The 20,698-nt window shown below is 37.7% G+C and carries 21 protein-coding genes and 12 tRNA genes; 2 read left to right on the top strand and 31 right to left on the bottom strand.

Features of this window, described 5'->3' with window-relative positions:
• Positions 1–122: 122 nt before the first annotated feature.
• The 13 genes from ACFQ3N_RS08010 to ACFQ3N_RS08070 form a co-directional block, all read right to left on the bottom strand.
• Positions 123–196 (bottom strand) — tRNA-Ile (locus ACFQ3N_RS08010).
• A gap of 17 nt (positions 197–213) precedes the next feature.
• Positions 214–287 (bottom strand) — tRNA-Gly (locus ACFQ3N_RS08015).
• A gap of 31 nt (positions 288–318) precedes the next feature.
• Positions 319–395 (bottom strand) — tRNA-Pro (locus tag ACFQ3N_RS08020).
• 6 nt (positions 396–401) lie between these two features.
• Positions 402–478: transfer RNA gene (locus ACFQ3N_RS08025), tRNA-Arg, on the bottom strand.
• 57 nt (positions 479–535) lie between these two features.
• Positions 536–621, bottom strand: a tRNA-Leu gene (locus ACFQ3N_RS08030).
• A gap of 106 nt (positions 622–727) precedes the next feature.
• Positions 728–809 (bottom strand) — tRNA-Leu (locus tag ACFQ3N_RS08035).
• A gap of 5 nt (positions 810–814) precedes the next feature.
• Positions 815–890, bottom strand: a tRNA-Lys gene (locus ACFQ3N_RS08040).
• Between the two features lie 112 nt (positions 891–1,002).
• A tRNA-Gln gene (locus ACFQ3N_RS08045) sits at positions 1,003–1,077 on the bottom strand.
• 5 nt (positions 1,078–1,082) lie between these two features.
• Positions 1,083–1,159: transfer RNA gene (locus tag ACFQ3N_RS08050), tRNA-Asp, on the bottom strand.
• Between the two features lie 22 nt (positions 1,160–1,181).
• A tRNA-Glu gene (locus tag ACFQ3N_RS08055) sits at positions 1,182–1,253 on the bottom strand.
• Between the two features lie 9 nt (positions 1,254–1,262).
• Positions 1,263–1,353: transfer RNA gene (locus tag ACFQ3N_RS08060), tRNA-Ser, on the bottom strand.
• 4 nt (positions 1,354–1,357) lie between these two features.
• Positions 1,358–1,432 (bottom strand) — tRNA-Asn (locus ACFQ3N_RS08065).
• A gap of 358 nt (positions 1,433–1,790) precedes the next feature.
• Positions 1,791–2,258, bottom strand: coding sequence for a SprT family protein (locus ACFQ3N_RS08070; protein WP_390361252.1), 468 nt, complete (start codon positions 2,256–2,258; stop codon positions 1,791–1,793).
• A gap of 179 nt (positions 2,259–2,437) precedes the next feature.
• Here ACFQ3N_RS08070 and ACFQ3N_RS08075 point away from each other — a divergent pair, with 179 nt between their 5' ends.
• Complete coding sequence (locus ACFQ3N_RS08075; RefSeq protein ID WP_390361254.1) at positions 2,438–3,901, top strand: catalase; 1,464 nt, start codon at positions 2,438–2,440, stop codon at positions 3,899–3,901.
• A 380-nt stretch (positions 3,902–4,281) separates the two neighbouring features.
• Here ACFQ3N_RS08075 and ACFQ3N_RS08080 read toward each other — a convergent pair whose 3' ends face one another.
• From ACFQ3N_RS08080 to acpS, 16 genes are all read right to left on the bottom strand, one after another.
• Positions 4,282–6,450, bottom strand: a complete 2,169-nt coding sequence (locus ACFQ3N_RS08080; RefSeq protein ID WP_390361256.1) for a Tex family protein — start codon at positions 6,448–6,450, stop codon at positions 4,282–4,284.
• A 95-nt stretch (positions 6,451–6,545) separates the two neighbouring features.
• Positions 6,546–7,124, bottom strand: a complete 579-nt coding sequence (locus tag ACFQ3N_RS08085) for a SpoIIE family protein phosphatase (RefSeq protein WP_390361303.1) — start codon at positions 7,122–7,124, stop codon at positions 6,546–6,548.
• 17 nt (positions 7,125–7,141) lie between these two features.
• Positions 7,142–7,933, bottom strand: coding sequence for an RNA polymerase sigma factor SigB (gene sigB / locus ACFQ3N_RS08090; RefSeq protein WP_390361258.1), 792 nt, complete (start codon positions 7,931–7,933; stop codon positions 7,142–7,144).
• Positions 7,905–8,381, bottom strand: a complete 477-nt coding sequence (gene rsbW / locus ACFQ3N_RS08095) for an anti-sigma B factor RsbW (protein WP_390361260.1) — start codon at positions 8,379–8,381, stop codon at positions 7,905–7,907. Before rsbW ends, sigB begins: the two co-directional genes overlap by 29 nt.
• Positions 8,381–8,713: an STAS domain-containing protein gene (locus ACFQ3N_RS08100; protein ID WP_390361262.1), complete on the bottom strand. Its 333-nt coding sequence runs from the start codon at positions 8,711–8,713 to the stop codon at positions 8,381–8,383. Before ACFQ3N_RS08100 ends, rsbW begins: the two co-directional genes overlap by 1 nt.
• Before the next feature lie 92 nt (positions 8,714–8,805).
• Complete coding sequence (locus tag ACFQ3N_RS08105) at positions 8,806–9,816, bottom strand: PP2C family protein-serine/threonine phosphatase (RefSeq protein WP_390361264.1); 1,011 nt, start codon at positions 9,814–9,816, stop codon at positions 8,806–8,808.
• Positions 9,817–9,899: 83 nt separating this feature from the next.
• The gene (locus tag ACFQ3N_RS08110; RefSeq protein ID WP_390361266.1) at positions 9,900–10,310 is read right to left on the bottom strand and encodes an anti-sigma regulatory factor; all 411 of its coding nucleotides are present in this window, start codon (positions 10,308–10,310) and stop codon (positions 9,900–9,902) included.
• Between the two features lie 4 nt (positions 10,311–10,314).
• Positions 10,315–10,671, bottom strand: a complete 357-nt coding sequence (locus ACFQ3N_RS08115) for an STAS domain-containing protein (RefSeq protein ID WP_390361268.1) — start codon at positions 10,669–10,671, stop codon at positions 10,315–10,317.
• Between the two features lie 4 nt (positions 10,672–10,675).
• A complete protein-coding gene (locus ACFQ3N_RS08120) occupies positions 10,676–11,545 on the bottom strand; it encodes an RsbT co-antagonist protein RsbRA (protein ID WP_390361270.1) in 870 nt (289 codons plus the stop codon).
• Positions 11,546–11,648: 103 nt separating this feature from the next.
• The gene (locus ACFQ3N_RS08125; protein WP_390361272.1) at positions 11,649–11,795 is read right to left on the bottom strand and encodes a hypothetical protein; all 147 of its coding nucleotides are present in this window, start codon (positions 11,793–11,795) and stop codon (positions 11,649–11,651) included.
• A 141-nt stretch (positions 11,796–11,936) separates the two neighbouring features.
• The gene (locus ACFQ3N_RS08130) at positions 11,937–12,296 is read right to left on the bottom strand and encodes a type II toxin-antitoxin system PemK/MazF family toxin (protein ID WP_390361274.1); all 360 of its coding nucleotides are present in this window, start codon (positions 12,294–12,296) and stop codon (positions 11,937–11,939) included.
• A 4-nt stretch (positions 12,297–12,300) separates the two neighbouring features.
• Complete coding sequence (locus tag ACFQ3N_RS08135; RefSeq protein ID WP_390361276.1) at positions 12,301–12,585, bottom strand: CopG family ribbon-helix-helix protein; 285 nt, start codon at positions 12,583–12,585, stop codon at positions 12,301–12,303.
• Between the two features lie 225 nt (positions 12,586–12,810).
• Positions 12,811–13,938 carry an alanine racemase gene (gene alr, locus ACFQ3N_RS08140; RefSeq protein ID WP_390361278.1) on the bottom strand — a complete coding sequence of 376 codons (1,128 nt, stop codon included), beginning with the start codon at positions 13,936–13,938 and terminating at the stop codon, positions 12,811–12,813.
• A gap of 447 nt (positions 13,939–14,385) precedes the next feature.
• Complete coding sequence (locus ACFQ3N_RS08145; RefSeq protein WP_390361280.1) at positions 14,386–15,402, bottom strand: LolA family protein; 1,017 nt, start codon at positions 15,400–15,402, stop codon at positions 14,386–14,388.
• Between the two features lie 118 nt (positions 15,403–15,520).
• Positions 15,521–17,032, bottom strand: coding sequence for an NAD(P)H-hydrate dehydratase (locus ACFQ3N_RS08150; RefSeq protein ID WP_390361282.1), 1,512 nt, complete (start codon positions 17,030–17,032; stop codon positions 15,521–15,523).
• 64 nt (positions 17,033–17,096) lie between these two features.
• Entirely contained in the window at positions 17,097–17,456 is a 360-nt protein-coding gene (gene acpS / locus ACFQ3N_RS08155; RefSeq protein WP_390361284.1) for a holo-ACP synthase, read from the bottom strand.
• A 149-nt stretch (positions 17,457–17,605) separates the two neighbouring features.
• On the opposite strand from acpS, the gene ACFQ3N_RS08160 reads away from it, so the two are divergent.
• Positions 17,606–18,367, top strand: a complete 762-nt coding sequence (locus tag ACFQ3N_RS08160; protein WP_390361286.1) for a rhomboid family intramembrane serine protease — start codon at positions 17,606–17,608, stop codon at positions 18,365–18,367.
• Between the two features lie 307 nt (positions 18,368–18,674).
• Here the strand turns inward: ACFQ3N_RS08160 and ACFQ3N_RS08165 are convergent, their stop codons facing one another.
• Both ACFQ3N_RS08165 and ACFQ3N_RS08170 read right to left on the bottom strand, forming a co-directional pair.
• Positions 18,675–20,099, bottom strand: a complete 1,425-nt coding sequence (locus tag ACFQ3N_RS08165; protein ID WP_390361288.1) for a PH domain-containing protein — start codon at positions 20,097–20,099, stop codon at positions 18,675–18,677.
• Positions 20,092–20,571: a PH domain-containing protein gene (locus tag ACFQ3N_RS08170; RefSeq protein ID WP_390361290.1), complete on the bottom strand. Its 480-nt coding sequence runs from the start codon at positions 20,569–20,571 to the stop codon at positions 20,092–20,094. Before ACFQ3N_RS08170 ends, ACFQ3N_RS08165 begins: the two co-directional genes overlap by 8 nt.
• Between the last annotated feature and the right edge of the window lie 127 nt (positions 20,572–20,698).

The following is a 20,698-nucleotide window of genomic DNA, read 5'->3' on the forward strand; positions in this document are numbered from 1 at the left end:
ATCAATCATATCGGTTGTCTTAGCAATCAGAAGACTTAACTTCTGGCTTAAAAAATTTCGAAAAACATGTTCATGTTTCTCTTGACATACTGGTTGTTTTGTTCAGTTTTCAAGGAGCAAAATGGGCCTGAGTGGACTCGAACCACCGACCTCACGCTTATCAGGCGTGCGCTCTAACCAGCTGAGCTACAGGCCCACATGAATAAGATAAGATGGAGCGGGTGAAGGGAATCGAACCCTCATCATCAGCTTGGAAGGCTGAGGTTTTACCACTAAACTACACCCGCAGGATAAAAAGAAATTATTATTGTTGCTCGATGGTCGGGAAGACAGGATTCGAACCTGCGACCCCATGGTCCCAAACCATGTGCTCTACCAAGCTGAGCTACTTCCCGATATAATGGCGCGCCCGAGAGGAGTCGAACCCCTAACCTCTTGATCCGTAGTCAAACGCTCTATCCAATTGAGCTACGGGCGCTTTGAAGCGACATCTTCTAATGTACCATATAATATAATGAAATGCAAGGACTTTTTTTGGTGCGGCCGAGAGGACTTGAACCTCCACGGGGTCGCCCCCACTAGGCCCTCAACCTAGCGCGTCTTCCATTCCGCCACGACCGCAATACTATAATTGTAAAGCCATTTATATCTATTAAACTAAGGATTTTCATAAATACAGTAAACAGATAACAAAATACCCTGTATATCACAGTGTTTTTTATTAAGATGCGGGTGGAGGGAGTCGAACCCCCACGTCCGAAGACACTAGATCCTAAGTCTAGCGCGTCTGCCAGTTCCGCCACACCCGCAAAAGTGGTGAGCCATGGAGGATTCGAACCTCCGACCCTCTGATTAAAAGTCAGATGCTCTGCCAGCTGAGCTAATGGCTCATGTTAAAATGAGTTTGTTTCTATATACGTTTGTACATCATAAAACCTCTGCATCTTCTAGATAACTTTATAGATGCTCTAGTGTTTGTTACGTTTATCACACATAAAAAAATGGCTGGGTTACCAGGATTCGAACCTGGGGTACACGGGATCAAAACCCGATGCCTTACCGCTTGGCTATAACCCAACAAGTGGCGGTCCGGACGGGACTCGAACCCGCGACCTCCTGCGTGACAGGCAGGCATTCTAACCAACTGAACTACCGGACCAAACCTATTTTCATATAAATGATGACCCGTACGGGATTCGAACCCGTGTTACCGCCGTGAAAGGGCGGTGTCTTAACCACTTGACCAACGGGCCATTAAAAAATGGCGGAGAAGGAGGGATTTGAACCCTCGCGCCGCTCACACGACCTACACCCTTAGCAGGGGCGCCTCTTCAGCCACTTGAGTACTTCTCCATTATGGCTCCACAGGTAGGATTCGAACCTACGACCGATCGGTTAACAGCCGATAGCTCTACCACTGAGCTACTGTGGAATAATTTAAAAACAATCAATTGTTATCATTGCATAGAACATCAAGTGCATGAGATAAACCCAGCAATTAATTAACTCATCACAATTATTGCGACGAGAAACATCATACAATATATTTACAACTTTGTCAACAGAATAGTTGATGAAAGTGATACCTCGTTTTCAATCATACATATTTATTTCTTAGAAAACTTGGCTTATCGCGAAGCGTTTATGACGAAAGCCTTAGTTGTACTTATGTAGGAAAGTTTTATGCTTTCCTATCTGCCTACGAAAATATATTACTTTTTTAAGGCTTATTTAATTTAACACGGAAGACATTTTTCGTCAATGTATTTATGATCATTTTTTCTATTAGATTAACATTTTATGTTACTCCCCAATAACAATTTACCTCCACACTTCCCACATCTAAACTTTTTAATGTCCACTCTTCGCTTTCTTTTATATACATATCCACAATTATTACATGTATAGGTATGCTTATATTCCTTTTTAGTAGAAGGTAATGGTTTACAATGTCTAGGTGAACCTGTTTTTTTTAATAATTGTTTAAAATCTTGATCCCCGTGCTTATATCCTTTTCCTTCTATATGAAGATGATAGTGCACAAGTTCATGTTTTATTATCCCTATATATTCATTTTCGTCCATTTCAATCATATACTTTGGATTGAGTTCAATTAACTTTTTTGCAGGAATATACCTCCCACCAGTAGTTCTTAATCGATTATTATATCGAACATCATGTTTGAACGGCTTATAAAAGTATTTCACGGAAACTTCATTAACAATGGTAAATAGTTCTTCATTATTTAATAGATTCATCTAATAACTTCCTTATATTATATATTATACGTATTTTATCATAAATTTCACCACCGAAAGTTCATTTTCCATCAAATTCCTGCTTTATTTATAATAATTGTAATTAAACATTGATTTTTAATAGTTTTGTTATATAATTATATATGTGCCACATTATTTAAAGGAGAGGTGTTTTAATCGTGAGTAATGAAAAGAGAAAAACATTAACTACAGCATCAGGCGCTCCAGTCGGAGATAATCAAAATTCAATTACAGCCGGTCATCGTGGTCCTACATTAATACAAGACTTTCACTTACTAGAAAAGCTTGCCCACTTTAATAGAGAGCGTATTCCTGAGCGTGTTGTGCATGCGAAAGGCGCTGGAGCACATGGTTACTTTGAAGTGACCAATGATGTAAGTAAATACACAAAAGCATCATTTCTTAATGAAGTTGGAAAACGAACACCAATGTTTATTCGTTTCTCCACTGTAGCAGGTGAACAAGGTTCTGCTGATACAGTTCGAGACCCGCGTGGTTTTGCGATTAAATTTTATACAGAAGATGGAAACTATGACTTAGTTGGTAACAATACTCCAATCTTTTTCATTCGTGACGCTATTAAGTTTCCTGATTTTATTCATACACAAAAGCGTGACCCAAAAACACATTTAAAAGATCCTAATATGGTATGGGACTTCTGGTCACAATCACCGGAATCATTACATCAAATCACTTATTTGCATGGTGATCGTGGTATTCCAGCTACATTTCGTCATATGAACGGTTATGGTAGTCATACATTTAAATGGGTAAATGATCAAGAAGAAGCATTCTGGGTTAAATATCACTTTATTAGTGAGCAAGGTGTAAAAGGCTTAGACGAAGACCTTGCAACTAAAATTGCTGGAGAAAATCCCGATTATCATACAGAAGACCTTTTTAATTCTATTGATAAAGAAGATTTCCCTGCATGGAAACTATATGTACAAGTCATGCCTTATGAAGATGCAAAAACGTATAGATTTGATCCATTCGATGTAACGAAAGTATGGTCTCAAAATGACTATCCTCGAATTGAGGTAGGTCGTATGGTGTTAAACCGTAACCCTGAAAATTATTTCGCTGAGGTTGAGCAAGCTGCATTCTCACCTGGCCAATTCGTTCCTGGTATTGAAGCATCACCAGATAAAATGCTTCAAGGTCGTTTATTTGGTTATTCCGATGCACACCGCTATCGTCTTGGTACGAACCACCATCAGATTCCAGTTAACCGTCCAGTAAATGAAGTGAACAACTATCAACGTGATGGTTCTATGCGAGTAGATGGTAACGCTGGCGGTTCACCAAACTATGAGCCGAACACACTAAATGGCCCAATGGAAGATCATTCCACAAAAATAGATCCATTTGAAGTCTACGGAGAAGCTGATAGTGTACCTTACGACAGTGGTGATCACTTCACACAGGCTGGAGATCTATATCGCTTAATGAGTTCAGATGAAAAAGAACGTCTAATCGAAGCGTTTGTCGGTCATTTGAAGCCAGTAGAAAAAGACGAAATTAAATTACTTCAAATTGAGCATTTCTATAAAGCAGATCCTGAATGGGGAGAAAGAATTGCAAAAGGTTTAGGATTAGCTGTACCAGAAAGCGTAAAATAAGTTTATTCATTAGAGAATAGCGCAAAAATGCGCTATTCTCTTTTTAGTAGTAAAGAAAGCATAAATTAAAAAGTTATGCATATTTCTCTCTAGAATCTGCCACGTCCAGTAAGAAAAGCGCAAGCGCCCTGAAAGACACGACCGCATAAGCAAAACGGCTGGAGAAAGGTGGTTTTTCCTTTCGCAAGACGGATTGCTTATGTCGCGAGTGGCTGGGCGCTGGAGCTAGACATGGCTCTTGCTGACAAGAAACTTTATAGTACCAAAATTTTATACTTTCCTTACCAGCGATGAAAAAAGTGAACTTCTTTTTCGAGGACGTACTGTCTTTTGTTCTATATAGAAAAAGCAGCCGATTAAATAAATCGACTGCTTTTTTCCTATTTACCTTCTACCATTGATAAGGCAATTCTTCCTTTTGTCGAGTCAACCTGTTCGACCCAAACAGTTACTACATCACCAACTGATGCTATATCCATCGGATGCTTTACAAATTGATTCGACATTTTCGATATATGGACTAGCCCGTCTTGTTTCACGCCAATGTCTACAAAAACACCAAAATCGACAACATTGCGCACCGTTCCTTGCATTTCCATTCCAGGTTTTAAGTCTTCTAGTGACAATACATTTTTCTTGAGTAATGGTTTAGGCAGATCATCACGCGGATCTCGCTCTGGACGACTTAATGCACTCATAATATCAATTAAAGTTGGCTCACCAATCTCCAGTTTCTCAGCAATATCCTTTTTGTTCAATGTGTTTAACTTATCGCGTAAATGACTCGAACCGATATCACCTAGTTGACAATCCATCATGTTAAGTAAGTTTTCTGTATGTGCATAACTTTCAGGGTGAATTGGTGTGCGATCTAATGGATGCTCACCGTCAAATATCCGTAAAAACCCAATCCCCTGCTCATATGTTTTGGCACCTAGTCGTGGTATTTTTTTTAATTGTTTACGATTCGTAAATTTCCCTGATTCATTACGCTGATTTACGATATTATTGGCAACGGTTTTACTTAACCCTGCCACGTACTGAAGTAGTGATGATGATGCGGTATTCACATTAACTCCAACTTGGTTAACCGCTGTTTCCACAACAAAGGTTAATGACTCATTAAGCGATTTCTGACTTACATCATGTTGATACTGGCCTACTCCAATTGATTTAGGATCAATTTTCACAAGTTCTGCAAGTGGATCTTGCACACGTCTCGCGATAGATGCGGCACTTCTTTCTTCTACTTGTAAATCAGGAAATTCTTCTCGAGCCAACTTCGATGCAGAATAAACACTCGCACCTGCCTCGTTGACAATTATATATGGTATATCAAGCTTATGATTTGATATTACATCAGCAATAAATTGTTCTGTTTCCCTTGAAGCAGTTCCATTCCCAATGGCTATAAGTTCAATTTTATAGGTGTTTATATAATTTATTACTATTTTTTCCGCACCAGCTATATCATTTTTCGGCGCAGTAGGATACATGACATTGACTGCATGTACTTTCCCAGTTTCGTCTACCACTGAAAGTTTACACCCTGTTCGGTATGCTGGGTCTACACCTAACACTGTTTTGCCTTTTAAAGGAGGCTGCAGGAGTAAGTTTTTGAGATTTTTCGAAAAAACATCAATCGCTTGTGTCTCGGCCTTTTCAGACAAAATAGTTCGAATTTCCCGTTCAATAGACGGTTGAATTAACCGCTTATAGCTGTCTTCTATAGCTTTATGCAATATTTCCATTGACTCTTGATTACTTTTGTTTTTAACAACTTTTTTCTGCAAATATTCTACAATTCGTTCGTAAGGGGGTTCAATTACTACTTTTAAAATTTCTTCTTTTTCCCCACGATTCAATGCTAAGATTCGATGAGACACCATAGATCGAACTGCTTCATTGTAATCATAATACATTTCAAAAATGCCTTTTTCATCTTTCTCTACATTTTTGCCTTGCGCTTGAATACTACCTCGTTTAAATGTCTCATCACGAATGAATGTACGATATTCTGGATCGTCGGAAATCCATTCAGCTATAATATTGTTAACTCCATCAAGTACAGCTTCTATTGTATGTAATTCATTTTCTTCCGATAAGAAACTAGCAGCTTCATGATTAATTGCTTGCTGCTCCTGTTTCCAAACGATATGTGCTAATGGCTCAAGGCCTTTTTCTTTGGCTATTGTAGCTTTCGTACGTCGCTTTTGTTTATAAGGACGGTACAAATCCTCTACACGTTGCAATTGTGTAGCATCTGTTATGTCCTTCTCTAATTCCTCCGTAAGTTTCCCTTGCTCATCAATCATGCGTATGACTTCTTGTTTTCGTTCGGCGAGATTAACGGCATATTGCCATTTATCCTGTATTAATTTTATCTGAACCTCATCAAGCCCACCTGTTACTTCTTTACGGTAACGGGCAATAAATGGAACGGTATTTCCTTCATCCATTAATGCAATAACCTTATTTACAATAGCTGTATTAACTTTAGTTTCTTTCGCTACCCATTGACTCAGCTCTAGCTCTAATTCTGTAGACACACTAGTTCCTCCTTTATGTACGGTCTTATTTTACCAAACAAAACACCCTTTTCCCAATACCACCAAAAACGGACTGACAATTTAGGCCAGCCCATCTACTTCTTATATCGCATTGCAATTAAGGTTGTATCATCATCTTTTACTTTCCTACTAGTATATTCAAATGTTTTCGTGATTTCCTCGACGCTTTTATCTAAGAAAAACCTTTGTGAGAGGTCTTTATCCGTTACACCGTCAGAGAACATAATAAAACGCATTTCCGGTTTCAGCACTTCCTCAACAACTTTAAACGGCCGTTGATACCCTGCTAAATATCCAGCACTAGGGATATTTCTTTTTTTCTTATTATCCTCTGTAATGGTTAACACACCAATGTTACCAATAGAAGAAAAGGTATAACGCTCGGTATTAAAGTCTATTTTCAAAATACCCAAAACGACTCCTCGTTTACCTGTTAGTTGCTTATTACATATATTTACAATCTGGTTTATGGGTACATGCATATTACTTTGAATAATATCCATAACGATTTGAGAAGACTCTTTAGCAAATTCTCCACTACCTAGTCCATCTGCTAATGCACACACAAATTCGTTCTCTGTTTCCGTATAGAAATAACTATCTCCACAGTGGAAATTCCCCTTTTTAGCCTTTTGATATATAGCTACGTCCATTCTACTGCTGTTTGTATTCAATCCAATACCTCCGAGCTTTTAGATTGAATGGCTTCACGAAGTTTGCGCAATGAACGACGCTGCAGTCTGGAAACATGCATTTGAGATATCCCCAACAATTCACCTGTTTCCTTTTGACTCATATTTTCAAAATAAGTACAGGTTAAAATTTGCTGTTCACGTTTAGATAGAACTGGTAAAATCTTCTCAAGTAACATTTGCTGGTCAATATTTTCATAGCCGTCTTCGTTATTTCCGACTAAATCCAAAATAGCAACTGTACTCCCATCAGAATCTGCTTCAACTTTTCGGTCCACTGAAAGTGCTTTATAGCTTTTACCCATTTCCATCGTTTCCAATACATCTTCTTCTGAAACCTTTAAGTAACTCGCTATCTCAGAGACTGTTGGGGATTCTTGGTTTTGCGTGGTCAGTTCATCTACTGCCTTTTTTATTTTTGGTCCTAATTCTTTAATCCGGCGTGGTACATGAACACTCCATGTCTTATCCCGAATAAAGCGTTTAATTTCACCAATTATAGTGGGAATAGCGAACGATTCAAATGATTTACCAAACGAGGTATCGTATCTTCTAACAGCTCCTAATAATCCAATCATTCCGACTTGTACAAGATCTTCATGAATAGTACTGTTTTTTGAATACTTCCTTGCTATAGAACCCACAAGGTCGGTATACTTCAACACGATCTTTTCCTGAAGCTCTTCATTAGCTGGGTCTTTTTGTAAATGCTCAATCCATTTATAGACCTCATCACGTTCTTTATTGTGTGGTTGAGATTTGGTTGCCATTAAAATCCACCTCAGTTTCATGAAGGTACTTTGTCATTAATACAATAACGCCAGAATTGTTGTTTATTTCAACTTTATCCATTAGTGCGTCAATTAAAAACAGACCAAAGCCTCCTTCACGTAGGTTTTCTACGGGTTCGGTGTTTTTATATGGACCAATTCCCCCTTTAATTTCATTTAGATTAAAGCTTCCCCCATGATCTGCAACCATTATTTCTAACCGGTCTTGGTATACACCAAAGCCAACCGTAACTTCACCTTGGTCATTTTCCCCATAGGCATGTGTTACTGCGTTTGTAAGCGCCTCAGAGATAGCTACCTTTAAATCCTCTATATCTTCATAGGTGAAACCCATTCTATTGGCTACTCCTGAAATACTTAAACGAACAACCCCTACATACTCTGCCTTTGCAGGGACTTTAATTTCAATAAAATCAAATTTTTCCATTACTCACTCCCACCTTTAATCGTAGCGTTTATATTAATTACTTCATTTAGGCCTGTGATTTTAAACAATCGTGAAACACGATCTTGTAAATTAACTAATTTTAGATGACTGTTATTTTCTTTAGTTGATTTTAATGCACTAATAAAAACTCCTAAACCTGTGCTATCCATATAGTTTACATTTTCCATATTTACTTCTACTGTATGTCCATCAACATTTGTTAATGGTAATAATGCTTCTTTTAACTGTGGCGCTGTATATGCATCAATTTCTCCCGAAAGGTTTACAATTGATTTTCCATTATTATCTACTACATTAATTATTAAATCCATTTCCATCCCCCTAATTAATTGTTGATTTATAAACCTACTAATTCAAAAAAGTTCATTAGTTGATTTATTTCATTTCCCTTAATTAAAGAGTGTTAAACTTCCTTTTTTAAAATAAGCAACGTGAAGTCATCTTTTAACTGAAAGCCCTGCAGTCTCTCGAAATGTTTATACACATGGTTCACCATTTCCTGAGAAGGTAAATGCGCATATTGTTTTATGACACTTAATACCTCTTCTCGCTCAATAAACCTGTCCCCTTGTCTGCATTCAGTAACTCCATCCGTTAACAAAATAACCATATCACCTTTACTGATTTGTTTAACATATTGTGGATAATTAGATTCTGGTGTGACCCCTAGCACAAGGCCCTTTGTCTCAAACTCTTTGAAAGTATCTGTTTTAGCATAATAGCAAAAGCCTGGTTCATGACCTGCTGATGAATATAGAAGTTTGCTTTCTGAGGGAATGTACTGAGCGTAGAACATTGTAATAAACATGCTAGGGTCAACATTTCGTTCAACCACACGATTCAAGTTTTCCAGGATCGCTTTTGGACTCATTGACTCTTCAGGAAAACTGTCCATGGAATACTTAATCATTGACATACTTAATGCAGCTGGAATCCCTTTTCCGATTACATCTGCAACAGCAATACCTAAAGAACCATCTTTACCTGTAATAAAGTGATGATAATCCCCATTCATCTGGTTTGCCGGGACACTTATCACCCCAATATCAAGCCCCTCAATTTTAGGTGTTTTCGTCGCTAAAAGAGTATCCTGCATGCTAGCAGCCACTGATATTTCAGATTTTAGTTCAGATTGCTCTTCTCGTAGGGTTTGATATTCCTGGTGTGCTAGGCCATAGGAAATCATCGTCTCCAAGAGGAATTCCATTGAATTCTGAACGTTACTCGATAAACTTGGATACAATTCTGTTAAAGCTTGAATATGCAAATTGACAATTTCTTCAGGCAAAATATTATTTTTTATAAATGACTTACTAATTTGCTCTGCCCCATATAGGGATTTTTCATCTTGCGTCTCAATGAAATGCTTTAACAAATTCTTATAAGTAACTGCATCTGATTTAACGGTACCCATAAAGTAACCCCCCTTATATACTAGTTGATAAAAATAAGGGGAACCTTCTTTCCATTATGTAATTCCCCTTATTTTTATATTGGCTATCTTAGCCACTTAACTGCTTTGATTTTAGTCCCTTTTTCTTCTTCAGATTTAATATCAAATTCATCCATTAATCGTTTCACACCTGGAAGACCTGCACCAAGTCCGCCTGAAGTTGTGTAACCATCTTGCATTACTAAGCTAATATCTTTTATACCAGGACCTGAATCAATGGCAATCATACATATTCCTTTTTTACCTATATTACTAACAACTTCTTCGAAACAAACCTGTCCACTCGCTGCATATAAGTATATATTTCGAGCTATTTCTGATATCGCAGTTGCGATACGGGCTTGGTCTACTGTACCGAATCCCACACTTTTAGCAATTTCACGACCAAGTTGGCGTGCAGCTACGATATCCCATTCTTTTTGAATTTTTATACAGGATTGAGGATTGGGATTCATATCATTAATCCCCCAATTCCTGATGAAGTTTTACCAAGCCTTGTTCCAAATCTAAAGCAGTCGGAACATTGTGTAAATGAATTCCCAGATCAATTAATGTCATTGCAACTGCAGGTTGAATACCTGTTAAAACTACTTTTGCCCCCATCAGATCTGACATCGTAACGACGTCCCCTAAAACCTTTGCAATAAATGAATCAATGATTTCTACGGAGGTTAAGTCGATCACTACTCCTGATGTACCGCTCTTATGGATTTTATTCAATAAATCTTCTTGAAATTGAATCGCTGTATTATCATCTAACTCTGCTTGGATAGAGATAAGTAAATAATTATGCAACTTTAAAATAGGTATTCGCATTTGATCACTCCTCACCCAAAGAATCTAGCATGTCCACGATGCCTTCATCTTTTGTATCTAGGTTTACAATCTTACGGTCTGTTATCTCTAAGGCTGCACTAAATCCTTTTCGTAATGAACTTTTGGTCGGAAACTTTCCAAGATCAATCCCCAAATTAACAATTGTTTGCGCTATTTCCGGTCGAATTCCTACTAAGATACATGTGGAACCTATTAAACGAACTGCTTCTGCTGCTTGAATAATATGATGTGCCACCATCGTATCTACTACTGGAACACCCGTAATATCAATCAAGACTACCTCCGAATTATGGTTCATAACACCTTCGAGCAAGTTTTCCATTATTAGCTTCGCTCGTTCTGTATCAATTGTACCGATCAAAGGCATTATCGTAATATTATCCATCACTGGTATAAGTGGGGCAGATAACTCCTGAAGAGCTATACGCTGCAAGGAAACAATATGCTCCCAACTACCAGAGTATTCGTTCACTAATTTACGTATAATAGGTTCCGTCCACGAGTCGACACTTTGCAGTACATTAGAAATGTATTTGGAATCAACTTGTTCTTCCTGAGAAAGTATAAAATCAATCGTTACCCTTCTAAAAACTTGTAGACCATCCGTAATATAGCTTAACGGCCATCCTAAGTTAATTAGTTTTTCAGAAAACTCTTCTAACGTTAATGATGTACTTTGATTTTTAATACTAGTAAAAATAACATTTACAAATTCCCTATTCGTACTCTCAAATAATTCATCTGAAACACTTGATGTATAATTTTCTTCTTTTAGTGTTTCAATTTCTTCCATCCACATATGAACAATTGAATCACTATTTTTAAACACAATTTCTTTTAATTTTTGGTCCATTGATTTCCCCCCTAAACATAATGATTTTAATTTATGGGTGTAGTTACAAGTTTGACAAATCATGCGGAGAATCCTGTTACTATCTATTGTTTACATTTGTTATTTAATAAATAATTGTAACATAATTTTGATAGTTACTCATAATCAAAGAGAAAGGAAAATATCCATTTATAGCCAGAACAAAAGCGTAAGCGCCCTTACAGGCTAGTTCACCACGACCTTGAAAAAAATGCGCTTTTTCTTCAAGCAAAGTTTCGTTGTCGTGCATTCTTTCCTGTGCATCGTAGCTGGACGTGGCTTAAAACAGTTAATAAATTATCTACAGGCTCCAAATTTGATAGTTTCCTAAACCACGAAAAAAACCCCTGTTTACCTAGAACAAGGGTTTAAGCTATTGTGCGTACATTTCTTTTAGTCCAAGACTGATCTCTAATGCCTGATCAATTTTCTTCATCATCTCATTATCCAATTTCGTTATCTTATCTGTTAATCTTTGCTTGTCTAATGTACGAATTTGCTCTAATAATATGACAGAGTTTCGATCAAACCCATATCGCTTAGCGTTAATTTCTACATGTGTAGGAAGCTTTGCCTTTTGAATTTGGGCTGTAATTGCAGCAACAATTACTGTCGGACTAAATCTATTTCCAATATCATTTTGTAGGATCAACACTGGGCGTATGCCCCCCTGCTCTGATCCAACCACAGGGGATAAATCAGCGAAATATACTTCGCCTCGTTGAACGATCAAATTATTACACCCCGATCACAGTGCGCTCTAGGGTGTTTTCAGCCTCCTCTTCAGCTTGAAAAGCTTCCGAAGCAATTGTTAGATTAATTCGAGCCATTTCCTGATAGCCTTTTTGCATGGACTCGCGAAATTGTTGGACGTGCTCATCTTTCTTGTAATCCAAATAGTTTTTTGTAGCTTGACATATGAAGTCACTCAAATCTCTATTTTCATACTTCATTAATCCGTCCACCTCATTTAACAGGTTTTTTGGTAACCTTACCAATATTTCTTGTAAGCTCTCTGACAAAACCATACACCTCCGCCAACTGTTGAACGATCATTATTAAATTCACCTTTTATAATATCATTGTAAGCAATGCTTTGCAAAGGTATATAGAGAATTTTTTAGAAAAAAACTAGCTTATCGCAATGTTTATAGGAACTTAACGAGGAAAAATCTATGTCTTATCTGTATACTTATTTCCAGAATACAACTATTATGCCCCTTTGGACAATATTATAGAATAATTTCTTAGTTTTTATATATTCTAGGAACCCGTTGCGATATCATGCAAGGGATTTCATAGTTTATCGTATCCAAGTAGGATGCTATTTCATCCAGTTCAATTCTATTATGATATTGTTCTCCTATTAGTGTCACTTTTGTACCAACTGGATACGCTTGATCCAACCGTATCATCGTTTGATCCATACATATCCTACCAACAATCGGCATTCGTTTACCGTCTACCAAGACTTCCATCCCCTGTAGTTTACGGGCCCATCCATCTGCATAACCAATTGGGATGGTGCCAATCCATTCATCCTCTTTGGCTTTGTAAGTGGCTCCGTAACTAATGGATTCCCCGGGTGCAATTGTTTTCACATGAATTAAACGGCTGTGTAGAGAAAAAGCAGGTTTTAACTCTATATCCTTTTCCTCTTTCACCGTTTGGGATGGGTACAATCCATACATGGCAATGCCAAATCGGATAAAATGGTGGAGATTTTCAGGGAAACGAATGGCTGCTGCACTATTACCAATATGAATAGTTACAGCTTGCTTTTGTTTCCAGTGTTCCGTAAAAACGCGTAACAAATCTTCGAACCTGGCACGCTGTTCATGAAAATAGGATAAGTTATGCTCATCTGCTGTAGCAAAGTGGGTGTATATCCCTGTTAAGTATATGCGTTGATTTTCATTTAATTCGTTTAATAGCTCTACTAATTCATTCTTTGTACGGATACCTAGTCTACCCATTCCTGAATCCCACTTCATATGAAGTTTCAGGTCGTTTTTTAGAGGTAGATCTTTGACTTCCCTAATCCATTCTTTCTGAAAAAATGTCAGGGTTACATCATATTCCGTCGCAGTTGGCACATCTTGAGGAGTCACCCGACCGAACACTAAAATAGGGACATTTATGTTAGCCTTACGAAGAGATATTGCTTCTTCTAATAATGCAACAGCAAGTGTATCGGCACCAGCTTTTAGTGCACTTTTAGCGACCTGAACAGCACCGTGACCATACCCATCAGCTTTAACGACTGCAATAATACCACTCTGTTGAGGTAGCTTTTGCTTCATTTGCTTCACATTAAATCGAATGGCATCGAGATTTATTTCAGCCCATGTATCTCTATAAAAAGTCTCTACCACAACTAGTTGACTCCCTTCATAACTATTGTCCTTTTAAAATTTCTTATCTTATTATTTCGTTTTCTAACTCCACTGTCAATTGGAAACAATTAGAAAACTTGGCATTCGCCAAACCTTTATAGCGAATGGCCTAGTTGCACTTATGCAGTGATAAGGAAGTTTTATACTTTCTTACCTGCTAAGAAAAGCGCAAGCGCCCTGAAAGACACGACCGCATAAGCAAAACGGCTGGAGAAAGGTGTTTTTTCCTTTCGCAAGACGGATTGCTTATGTCGCGAGTGGCTGGGCGCTGGAGCTAGACATGGCTCTTGCTGACAAGAAACTTTACTTTATAGTACCAAAATTTTATACTTTCCTTACCTGCGAACAAAAGCTAGAAGAGCCCTTACAGGCTAACAAATAAAAGCAGACCCCCTCTCCTTATGAGTCTGCTAACATCGACACTATTTATTTTGCTTCTTTACCTTGTACAGATTGTGCTACTTCAATTAATTCTTCTCTTGTTAGTTCTTCGCTTGCTAGGTAGAAATTAACACCATTATTACTCCACTCAATGGAATTTCCGGCTAGTGCTCCGACTGAGTGCCCTAAATTAACAATTTCACCATCCACTTCCTTAGGAGAGGAGAGGGTTGGCACTACATCCATTCTTTCTTCGACTAACGTAAAGTTTTTCTCACCTGTAAATGTCATAATCACCCTTTGGCCATTTTCCAGTTCTACATCTTTCTTCTCAGAAAGTTCAGACCCTGCCATATATAAAGGGAAAACAACTGTAAATGAATCTGGTTCTTCATCCCCTGATGCGGAAACATCTCTAATACTACTAGTCATATTTTTTTCCATTTCGAAGTCATCTTCTTCAAAAGTAGGGTTCGTATCAAAACTAGAGAACTTCACTTCTACTAATGGATTTTTGTCATTATCTAGTACTTTTACTTGTACTGGTGTATAAGTCTTTTTATCAAAATAAACTTCTTGATAGGGTAAATTGTTATTGCTTTGATAGTTTGTTTTCGTTTCGAAAATATAATGTGTGTCACTTACCTTAAAAGTGGCATCCTTATCTTTTAATACATCATTTACTAGTGATTGATATAAGTAAGGCTGGCTACTATTTTCTGGCCACTCCGTTTGAAATTTAAAGCTTTTATTCAAAGCAGGTGTCAGAACAAATACTCCATCCTCGTTCTTTAATATCACTTGACTACCTTTTTCATCTTGATCATTTGTTAATGCTACACGGTAGAAGTCCTTTTTCTTATGCCAAATATCGATTGTATATGTTTGGTCTTCTTGCCCGGTATTCATTTTCATTTCAGCTTTTGCTTTATAGCCACCCATTTCTTCTAGCTTTTCATTTAATTTCTCTACTACATCTTCTTGCGATTTTTCCCCGCATGCTGCTAGCAAAAGGACAAAGCAGAAAACAACCGCAAGCCAAATACCAACTATTTTTTTCATGAACATATCTCCCTCGTCTCAGGTTCTAAATCAAAGGCCTTAGCACCAGTTGTACTCGGATTAGGGCTCTTTATATTTTCTAGACTCGGACTTAAGGAAACGTTATTGTCATAAGCGCTTAAGAAAGTGTACGATAGACTTTCGAAATACCTTCTATTACATCAGAAGCCATTAAATCTTGATCGGAATGGGTTTCTTCTACAAGTAAGTCTGCTGCCTTACCATGAATAAAGCACGCGTTACATAATGCTTGGAAAACACTTCGCTGTTGCATGACGAGTGCTAAAAGGATCCCAGCGAGTACATCCCCACTTCCCCCTTTAGCAAGACCAGCATTGCCACTTTTGTTCACCACTTGTATTCCTTCTGGTGTAGTGATAATCGTATGCTTACCCTTCAACACTACATAGACGTTATACGTTTGAGCAATTTTCATCGACCAGTAAAAAGGCGTTATAAGTAATTCTTTTACTGAAATATCTAACAGCATAGCCATTTCTCCAGGATGCGGTGTTACTATAGTAGGGGATTTTCTTACTTTTAGTTTTGCAAGATCCGTTTTTACATGGAATAGTCCGTCTGCATCAATGATCAGTGGACAATCAGTTTGTTCAACAACATGCGCCACTAATGCTGCTGCATTACCAGAACGCCCCATACCCATACCTATTGTAATTGCATCAAACTCCTCAAATGGAATAGATGGATGATTATTTTGTTCATGTATTGGAAAATACGTAGCTTCTATACATTGGGAAGCAATTCTATTAATCACTTTTTCAGAAGTGCCAATTGTAATCAATCCAGCACCAGCCCTTAACGCGGCCTTAGCAGTCATGACAATAGACCCTGGCATAGTAGCACTTCCGCCTATTGTTAGACCCTTTCCATGATCTCCTTTATGCGAATAAGGATCCCTTCTTGGCATGCAGTCTTTAAATTGTTCATATCCCCACACATTACGTTTTGCATAACGTTGAAAAGCTATCAATGGAAGACCTATTGAAACAGTATCCCATACCCCATAATATAATGCAGTATGTTGAAGGAAAGCACTGACTTTTGGTGCTTCAATTACAATTGTAAAGTCAGCTTGTACTGATGTGAATTCCTCCATTCCCTCATCGGCAGGAAGGCCGGACGGAATATCAACCGATATTACACGATTGGCAACTTCATTGATTACTTCCACAGCTGTAATAAGCCCTTCACGAAGATCCCCTTTAACACCTAGCCCTAAGATTGCATCAATGACCACATCGGAGTTTACCGTCACGTCGTGAACTTCTGATTCCTGTTGGGCGATAAGAATGGAACCACCATAATTAACGAACACATTTTTATGATACAAAGCATCCCCTGTGATTTTCTCATCTGGAACAACTTGGACAATTGTAACGTCGTAGCGTTTATTCATTAATGTTCGAGCAATTACAAATCCATCTCCTCCATTATTGCCCGGCCCAACAAATATACAGATACGATCCGATTTTTCTATTAACCTTTCTACCTTCTCGCTTACTGCCCTCCCCGCATTTTCCATTAATAGCTTTCCATCCATTCCAATCTTTTTCATGGTATAATTATCAATATCGTACATTTCTTTTGCGGTGACAATATACACTTTCATTCCCTCCTACCCGCACTAAAATATATGAGACAACCTCCAAGATTATGCAAAACACCTAGTTAGTTTATTTTTCTTCTATTACAACTTGTGCGACAGCATAATCCTTACTATGCGTAATAGATACAAAAATAGAAGCCGCTTCATAACCTGAAACCTTTATAGTTGGAGCACCCAATTTAGTTGTTAATACTTCAATATGCTGGAAGCTTAACGCTCCGATTCCGGTGCCTACTGCTTTTGCAAATGCTTCTTTTGCCGCAAATCTTCCAGCTAAGAACTCTACTTTCCGCTGGTCATTTTTCAAGTTATGAAAGATTCCCTGTTCGTTTTGTGTAAGTATTCGATCCGTAAATCGGTTATTTTTTTCAATTGAACGTTGAATACGGTTTAATTCGATAATATCTATTCCAATACCTTTAATCATAAATTCAGAGCTCCTTCCTACTATATTTTAGTAATGTATATCCTTGCCATTATGACCCGTATTTTAGTACTCTAATAATGGTCATACTATCAACTACTGAATACTATAATAATACCCGAGTTAAAATAATCTAAAAAAGGGGGGTTACTATGTTTATACGAACCGAAAGAAGTATTAAGGAATTTATGCAGTATTACCCCGTCGTTGCTGTATTAGTCATCATACATTTATCCTTGTGGGTAATTATAGATTTCTTACAACTACCTATTGGCACGCAACTTTTTCAGTGGGGAGCAGGTAGCAATTATTATATTGACCAAGGACAGTATTGGCGGTTCCTGACCCCAATTATTTTGCACGGGGGATTAATGCACGCCTTGTTTAATTCTTTTGCCCTTGTCTTATTTGGCCCAGCATTAGAACAGATGCTTGGAAGATTCAAATTTTTGTTTATATATATAGCAGCAGGATTTGTGGGAAATTTGGCTACATTTTTCTTAGGATCGCACTCCTTCTATTTCGTTCATGTTGGTGCTTCAGGAGCAATCTTCGGCCTTTTTGGAATTTATGTCTTTATGGCGATATTTCGAAAGCATTTAATTGATCAAGCAAATTCGCAAATTGTGTTCACCATATTTATAGTTGGATTAATCATGACGTTCATCCGTCCAGGCATTAATATCTATGCACATATATTTGGTTTTATTGGCGGATTTGTAATTGCACCATTAGTATTAATCAATGTTAGGCCTTTTTCCATTTGGAGAAATAGTAGAGTACGCGATGATGATTCGATTCAATTCAATCCTAATCGATGGAAAAAGAGACGCATTCCTCAAAAAATTAAAATGAATATTTTTTGGATCATACTAGCCATTCTAGTTTTATTCGGACTAATCAGTCGACTATGAATGTAGTAAAAACCTGGTATTTTACCAGGTTTTTTATAGCTTAGGAATTATAAAATTAGGAGCCTGTGAATAATTTATTAACTGCTTAAGCCACGTCCAGCTCCGACACACAGGATAAGGAATGCTACGACAGCGAAACATCGCACGCAGAAAAAAGTGAACTTCTTTTTCGAGGACGTGCTAGTACAGGCGTTGCCGCAGGACAAAGAAAGCTTCAATGAGAAACATCGCACACAGAAAAAGCGCATTTTCTTTTTCAAGGACGTGGTGAACTTAGCCTGTAAGGGCGCTTCTAGCTTTTGTTCGTTTAAGAACGATACGAATACCAATCCGACAGGTAGTCTACATCCTTTTCTTCTAATTCCCTTAGCTTATAATGCTTACCGACTCCAAACTTTCCAATTATAGAAATCTGCATGGAAGCAAGCTTCTGACTCCGGTGCACCATATGTTGGCTTTTCTCAAATGCCTGAATACGTTTATGATACATGATCATCGTTATTTTATTTAGTACCCGGTATCTAATCATTAAACGATCACCATCTAACTGATACCCTCCAGCGTTATGTCTGAGGAATCCTAAATACAGGCTACCTGCAACTAAAACAATAGGTACCCAACTAAACTGCGGCAGAAAATATACGATGCCCCCAGCAATAATCAGCATCGGCAAGACAGAACGTAGTAAATAAAATTTTCTCGCACGCTTCGGTAGAGGTGTTATATCTTTCGCTCCGGCAGCATGAGTTGGTAAGAACTTTTCTAGAAAATCTACTACCTCATCTTTTTTCATGATTGGAAATAGGACTGTTGAAAAGTCTTCCCCTTTGTCCATAGATCCCCCAGCAACTTCAGCAAATACGGTTACATAACCCAACGGCTGTCTTATAATACTTTCTTGAATACCAACAGCTTGTACCCGTTTTAATGGAATCGTTAACTGTTTTTTCTCCAATAATCCACGAGTGATAAAAAGTTCGTCATAATTTTTAGTTATAGTAAAGTTGCCATACTTTATAACAGTACCCGCAATGCCTAGTACCCATCCAAGTATTAGAAATATAATAATTAATCCAATTAGGAATAAAATGCTCAACCCAACGACCCATTCAATAGTATTATCGTAAAACCTCTCCGGAATAAATTGTTCTACTTCTGAAAATACAAATGCTAATAATGCAAAAATAACACCTATCCCACCAGAAGTTGAACCAGCAATAAACAAACACTTGAACGTTATTTTAGCTGATGGATGATCTGTCTTTGGTGCTTCTTCTATACTGTTTACAGTTGGAATCTTTGCAGCCTTTAGTTCCGTGCGTAACCTTTCCCCTTCGGCTGTTTTAACAGCCTTTAATGACGCCTCTGCACCTGTGCCTGTTCCAGCTGTTTCAATTTGCACTTTCGTTAACTTAAATATCCTATGTATTATTCCTGCTGTTAAGTCGATCGATTGTATGCGATTTTTTGAGATAAATCGCTTTTTGCGAATAAATATACCATACTCTATCCGAAGTTCTTCATCTTCAATTCGATAGGTATACCTGTACCACGATAGCGCACTATAAACGAGTAACATCAGAAGTAAAATGGATGCTACTAAAATAAAATAAAAAAAAGAGTCACCTTTAAATGTAATAAAACCAAGAACAAGTGCGAAAATGGATTCCCTTAATACTTTTATAAAATTAAAGAAAATCGCAGCCGGGTGTAACCGTGTACCTTTAGACATCATCTTCGTCCACCCTTGCCAATGCAGAAATTCGATCCCTTAATTCCGATGCATCTTCTTCTAGTAACGCTGGAATTTCATGTGTAGTTGCAGCGGTTGAAATCGTCACACTCGCTAATTGAAACTTTTTTAATATAGGTCCTTGTTTCGTGTCTACATGCTGTACACGTATCATCGGAACCAATGTACGGGAAACAATCAAAATACCATGCTGTATGTAAATCTCCTGTTCAAAAACTTCATATCGCCATCTTTTCCAGCGAAGTTTTGGAAATAAAAAAACGAATAAATATGTACAAAGCACACTTATTAAAATGGAAATGAATACATACCATAATGGCCAATCAAAAATAATAGAAACAACTATATGCGCTATGGTTAGAATCCAAAGAACTCCCACGTATATCGCTGCAGTTATTTTCCATGCTTTTATTGCATCAAGAGCAATTGTATTTACTGGTGGTTGCCTCATATTATACCTCCATTCATATACATACTAACATGTATTAGCCAAAACTTATTAAAGCAAGAACAAAAGCGCAAGTACCTTGAATGACACGACAAGCACAAGCTGTTCGCGTAGTGTGGCTGTCCTTTCC

Origin of the sequence: Virgibacillus byunsanensis (assembly GCF_042675965.1) — a bacterium.
GTDB lineage: Bacteria > Bacillota > Bacilli > Bacillales > Amphibacillaceae > Virgibacillus_R > Virgibacillus_R byunsanensis.

Coding starts and splice junctions, on each gene's coding strand:
- ACFQ3N_RS08085 (WP_390361303.1), bottom strand. CDS start 7,124: ATGGACGTAGCTATATATCAAAAGGCTAAAAAGGGGAATTTCCACTGT.
- ACFQ3N_RS08070 (WP_390361252.1), bottom strand. CDS start 2,258: ATGAATCTATTAAATAATGAAGAACTATTTACCATTGTTAATGAAGTT.
- ACFQ3N_RS08120 (WP_390361270.1), bottom strand. CDS start 11,545: ATGGACCAAAAATTAAAAGAAATTGTGTTTAAAAATAGTGATTCAATT.
- sigB (WP_390361258.1), bottom strand. CDS start 7,933: ATGGCAACCAAATCTCAACCACACAATAAAGAACGTGATGAGGTCTAT.
- ACFQ3N_RS08165 (WP_390361288.1), bottom strand. CDS start 20,099: ATGTCTAAAGGTACACGGTTACACCCGGCTGCGATTTTCTTTAATTTT.
- ACFQ3N_RS08150 (WP_390361282.1), bottom strand. CDS start 17,032: ATGAAAGTGTATATTGTCACCGCAAAAGAAATGTACGATATTGATAAT.
- acpS (WP_390361284.1), bottom strand. CDS start 17,456: ATGATTAAAGGTATTGGAATAGATATTATCGAATTAAACCGTATTCAA.
- rsbW (WP_390361260.1), bottom strand. CDS start 8,381: ATGGAAAAATTTGATTTTATTGAAATTAAAGTCCCTGCAAAGGCAGAG.
- ACFQ3N_RS08145 (WP_390361280.1), bottom strand. CDS start 15,402: ATGAAAAAAATAGTTGGTATTTGGCTTGCGGTTGTTTTCTGCTTTGTC.
- ACFQ3N_RS08105 (WP_390361264.1), bottom strand. CDS start 9,816: ATGGGTACCGTTAAATCAGATGCAGTTACTTATAAGAATTTGTTAAAG.
- ACFQ3N_RS08100 (WP_390361262.1), bottom strand. CDS start 8,713: ATGGATTTAATAATTAATGTAGTAGATAATAATGGAAAATCAATTGTA.
- ACFQ3N_RS08110 (WP_390361266.1), bottom strand. CDS start 10,310: ATGAATCCCAATCCTCAATCCTGTATAAAAATTCAAAAAGAATGGGAT.
- ACFQ3N_RS08115 (WP_390361268.1), bottom strand. CDS start 10,671: ATGCGAATACCTATTTTAAAGTTGCATAATTATTTACTTATCTCTATC.
- ACFQ3N_RS08160 (WP_390361286.1), top strand. CDS start 17,606: ATGTTTATACGAACCGAAAGAAGTATTAAGGAATTTATGCAGTATTAC.
- ACFQ3N_RS08170 (WP_390361290.1), bottom strand. CDS start 20,571: ATGAGGCAACCACCAGTAAATACAATTGCTCTTGATGCAATAAAAGCA.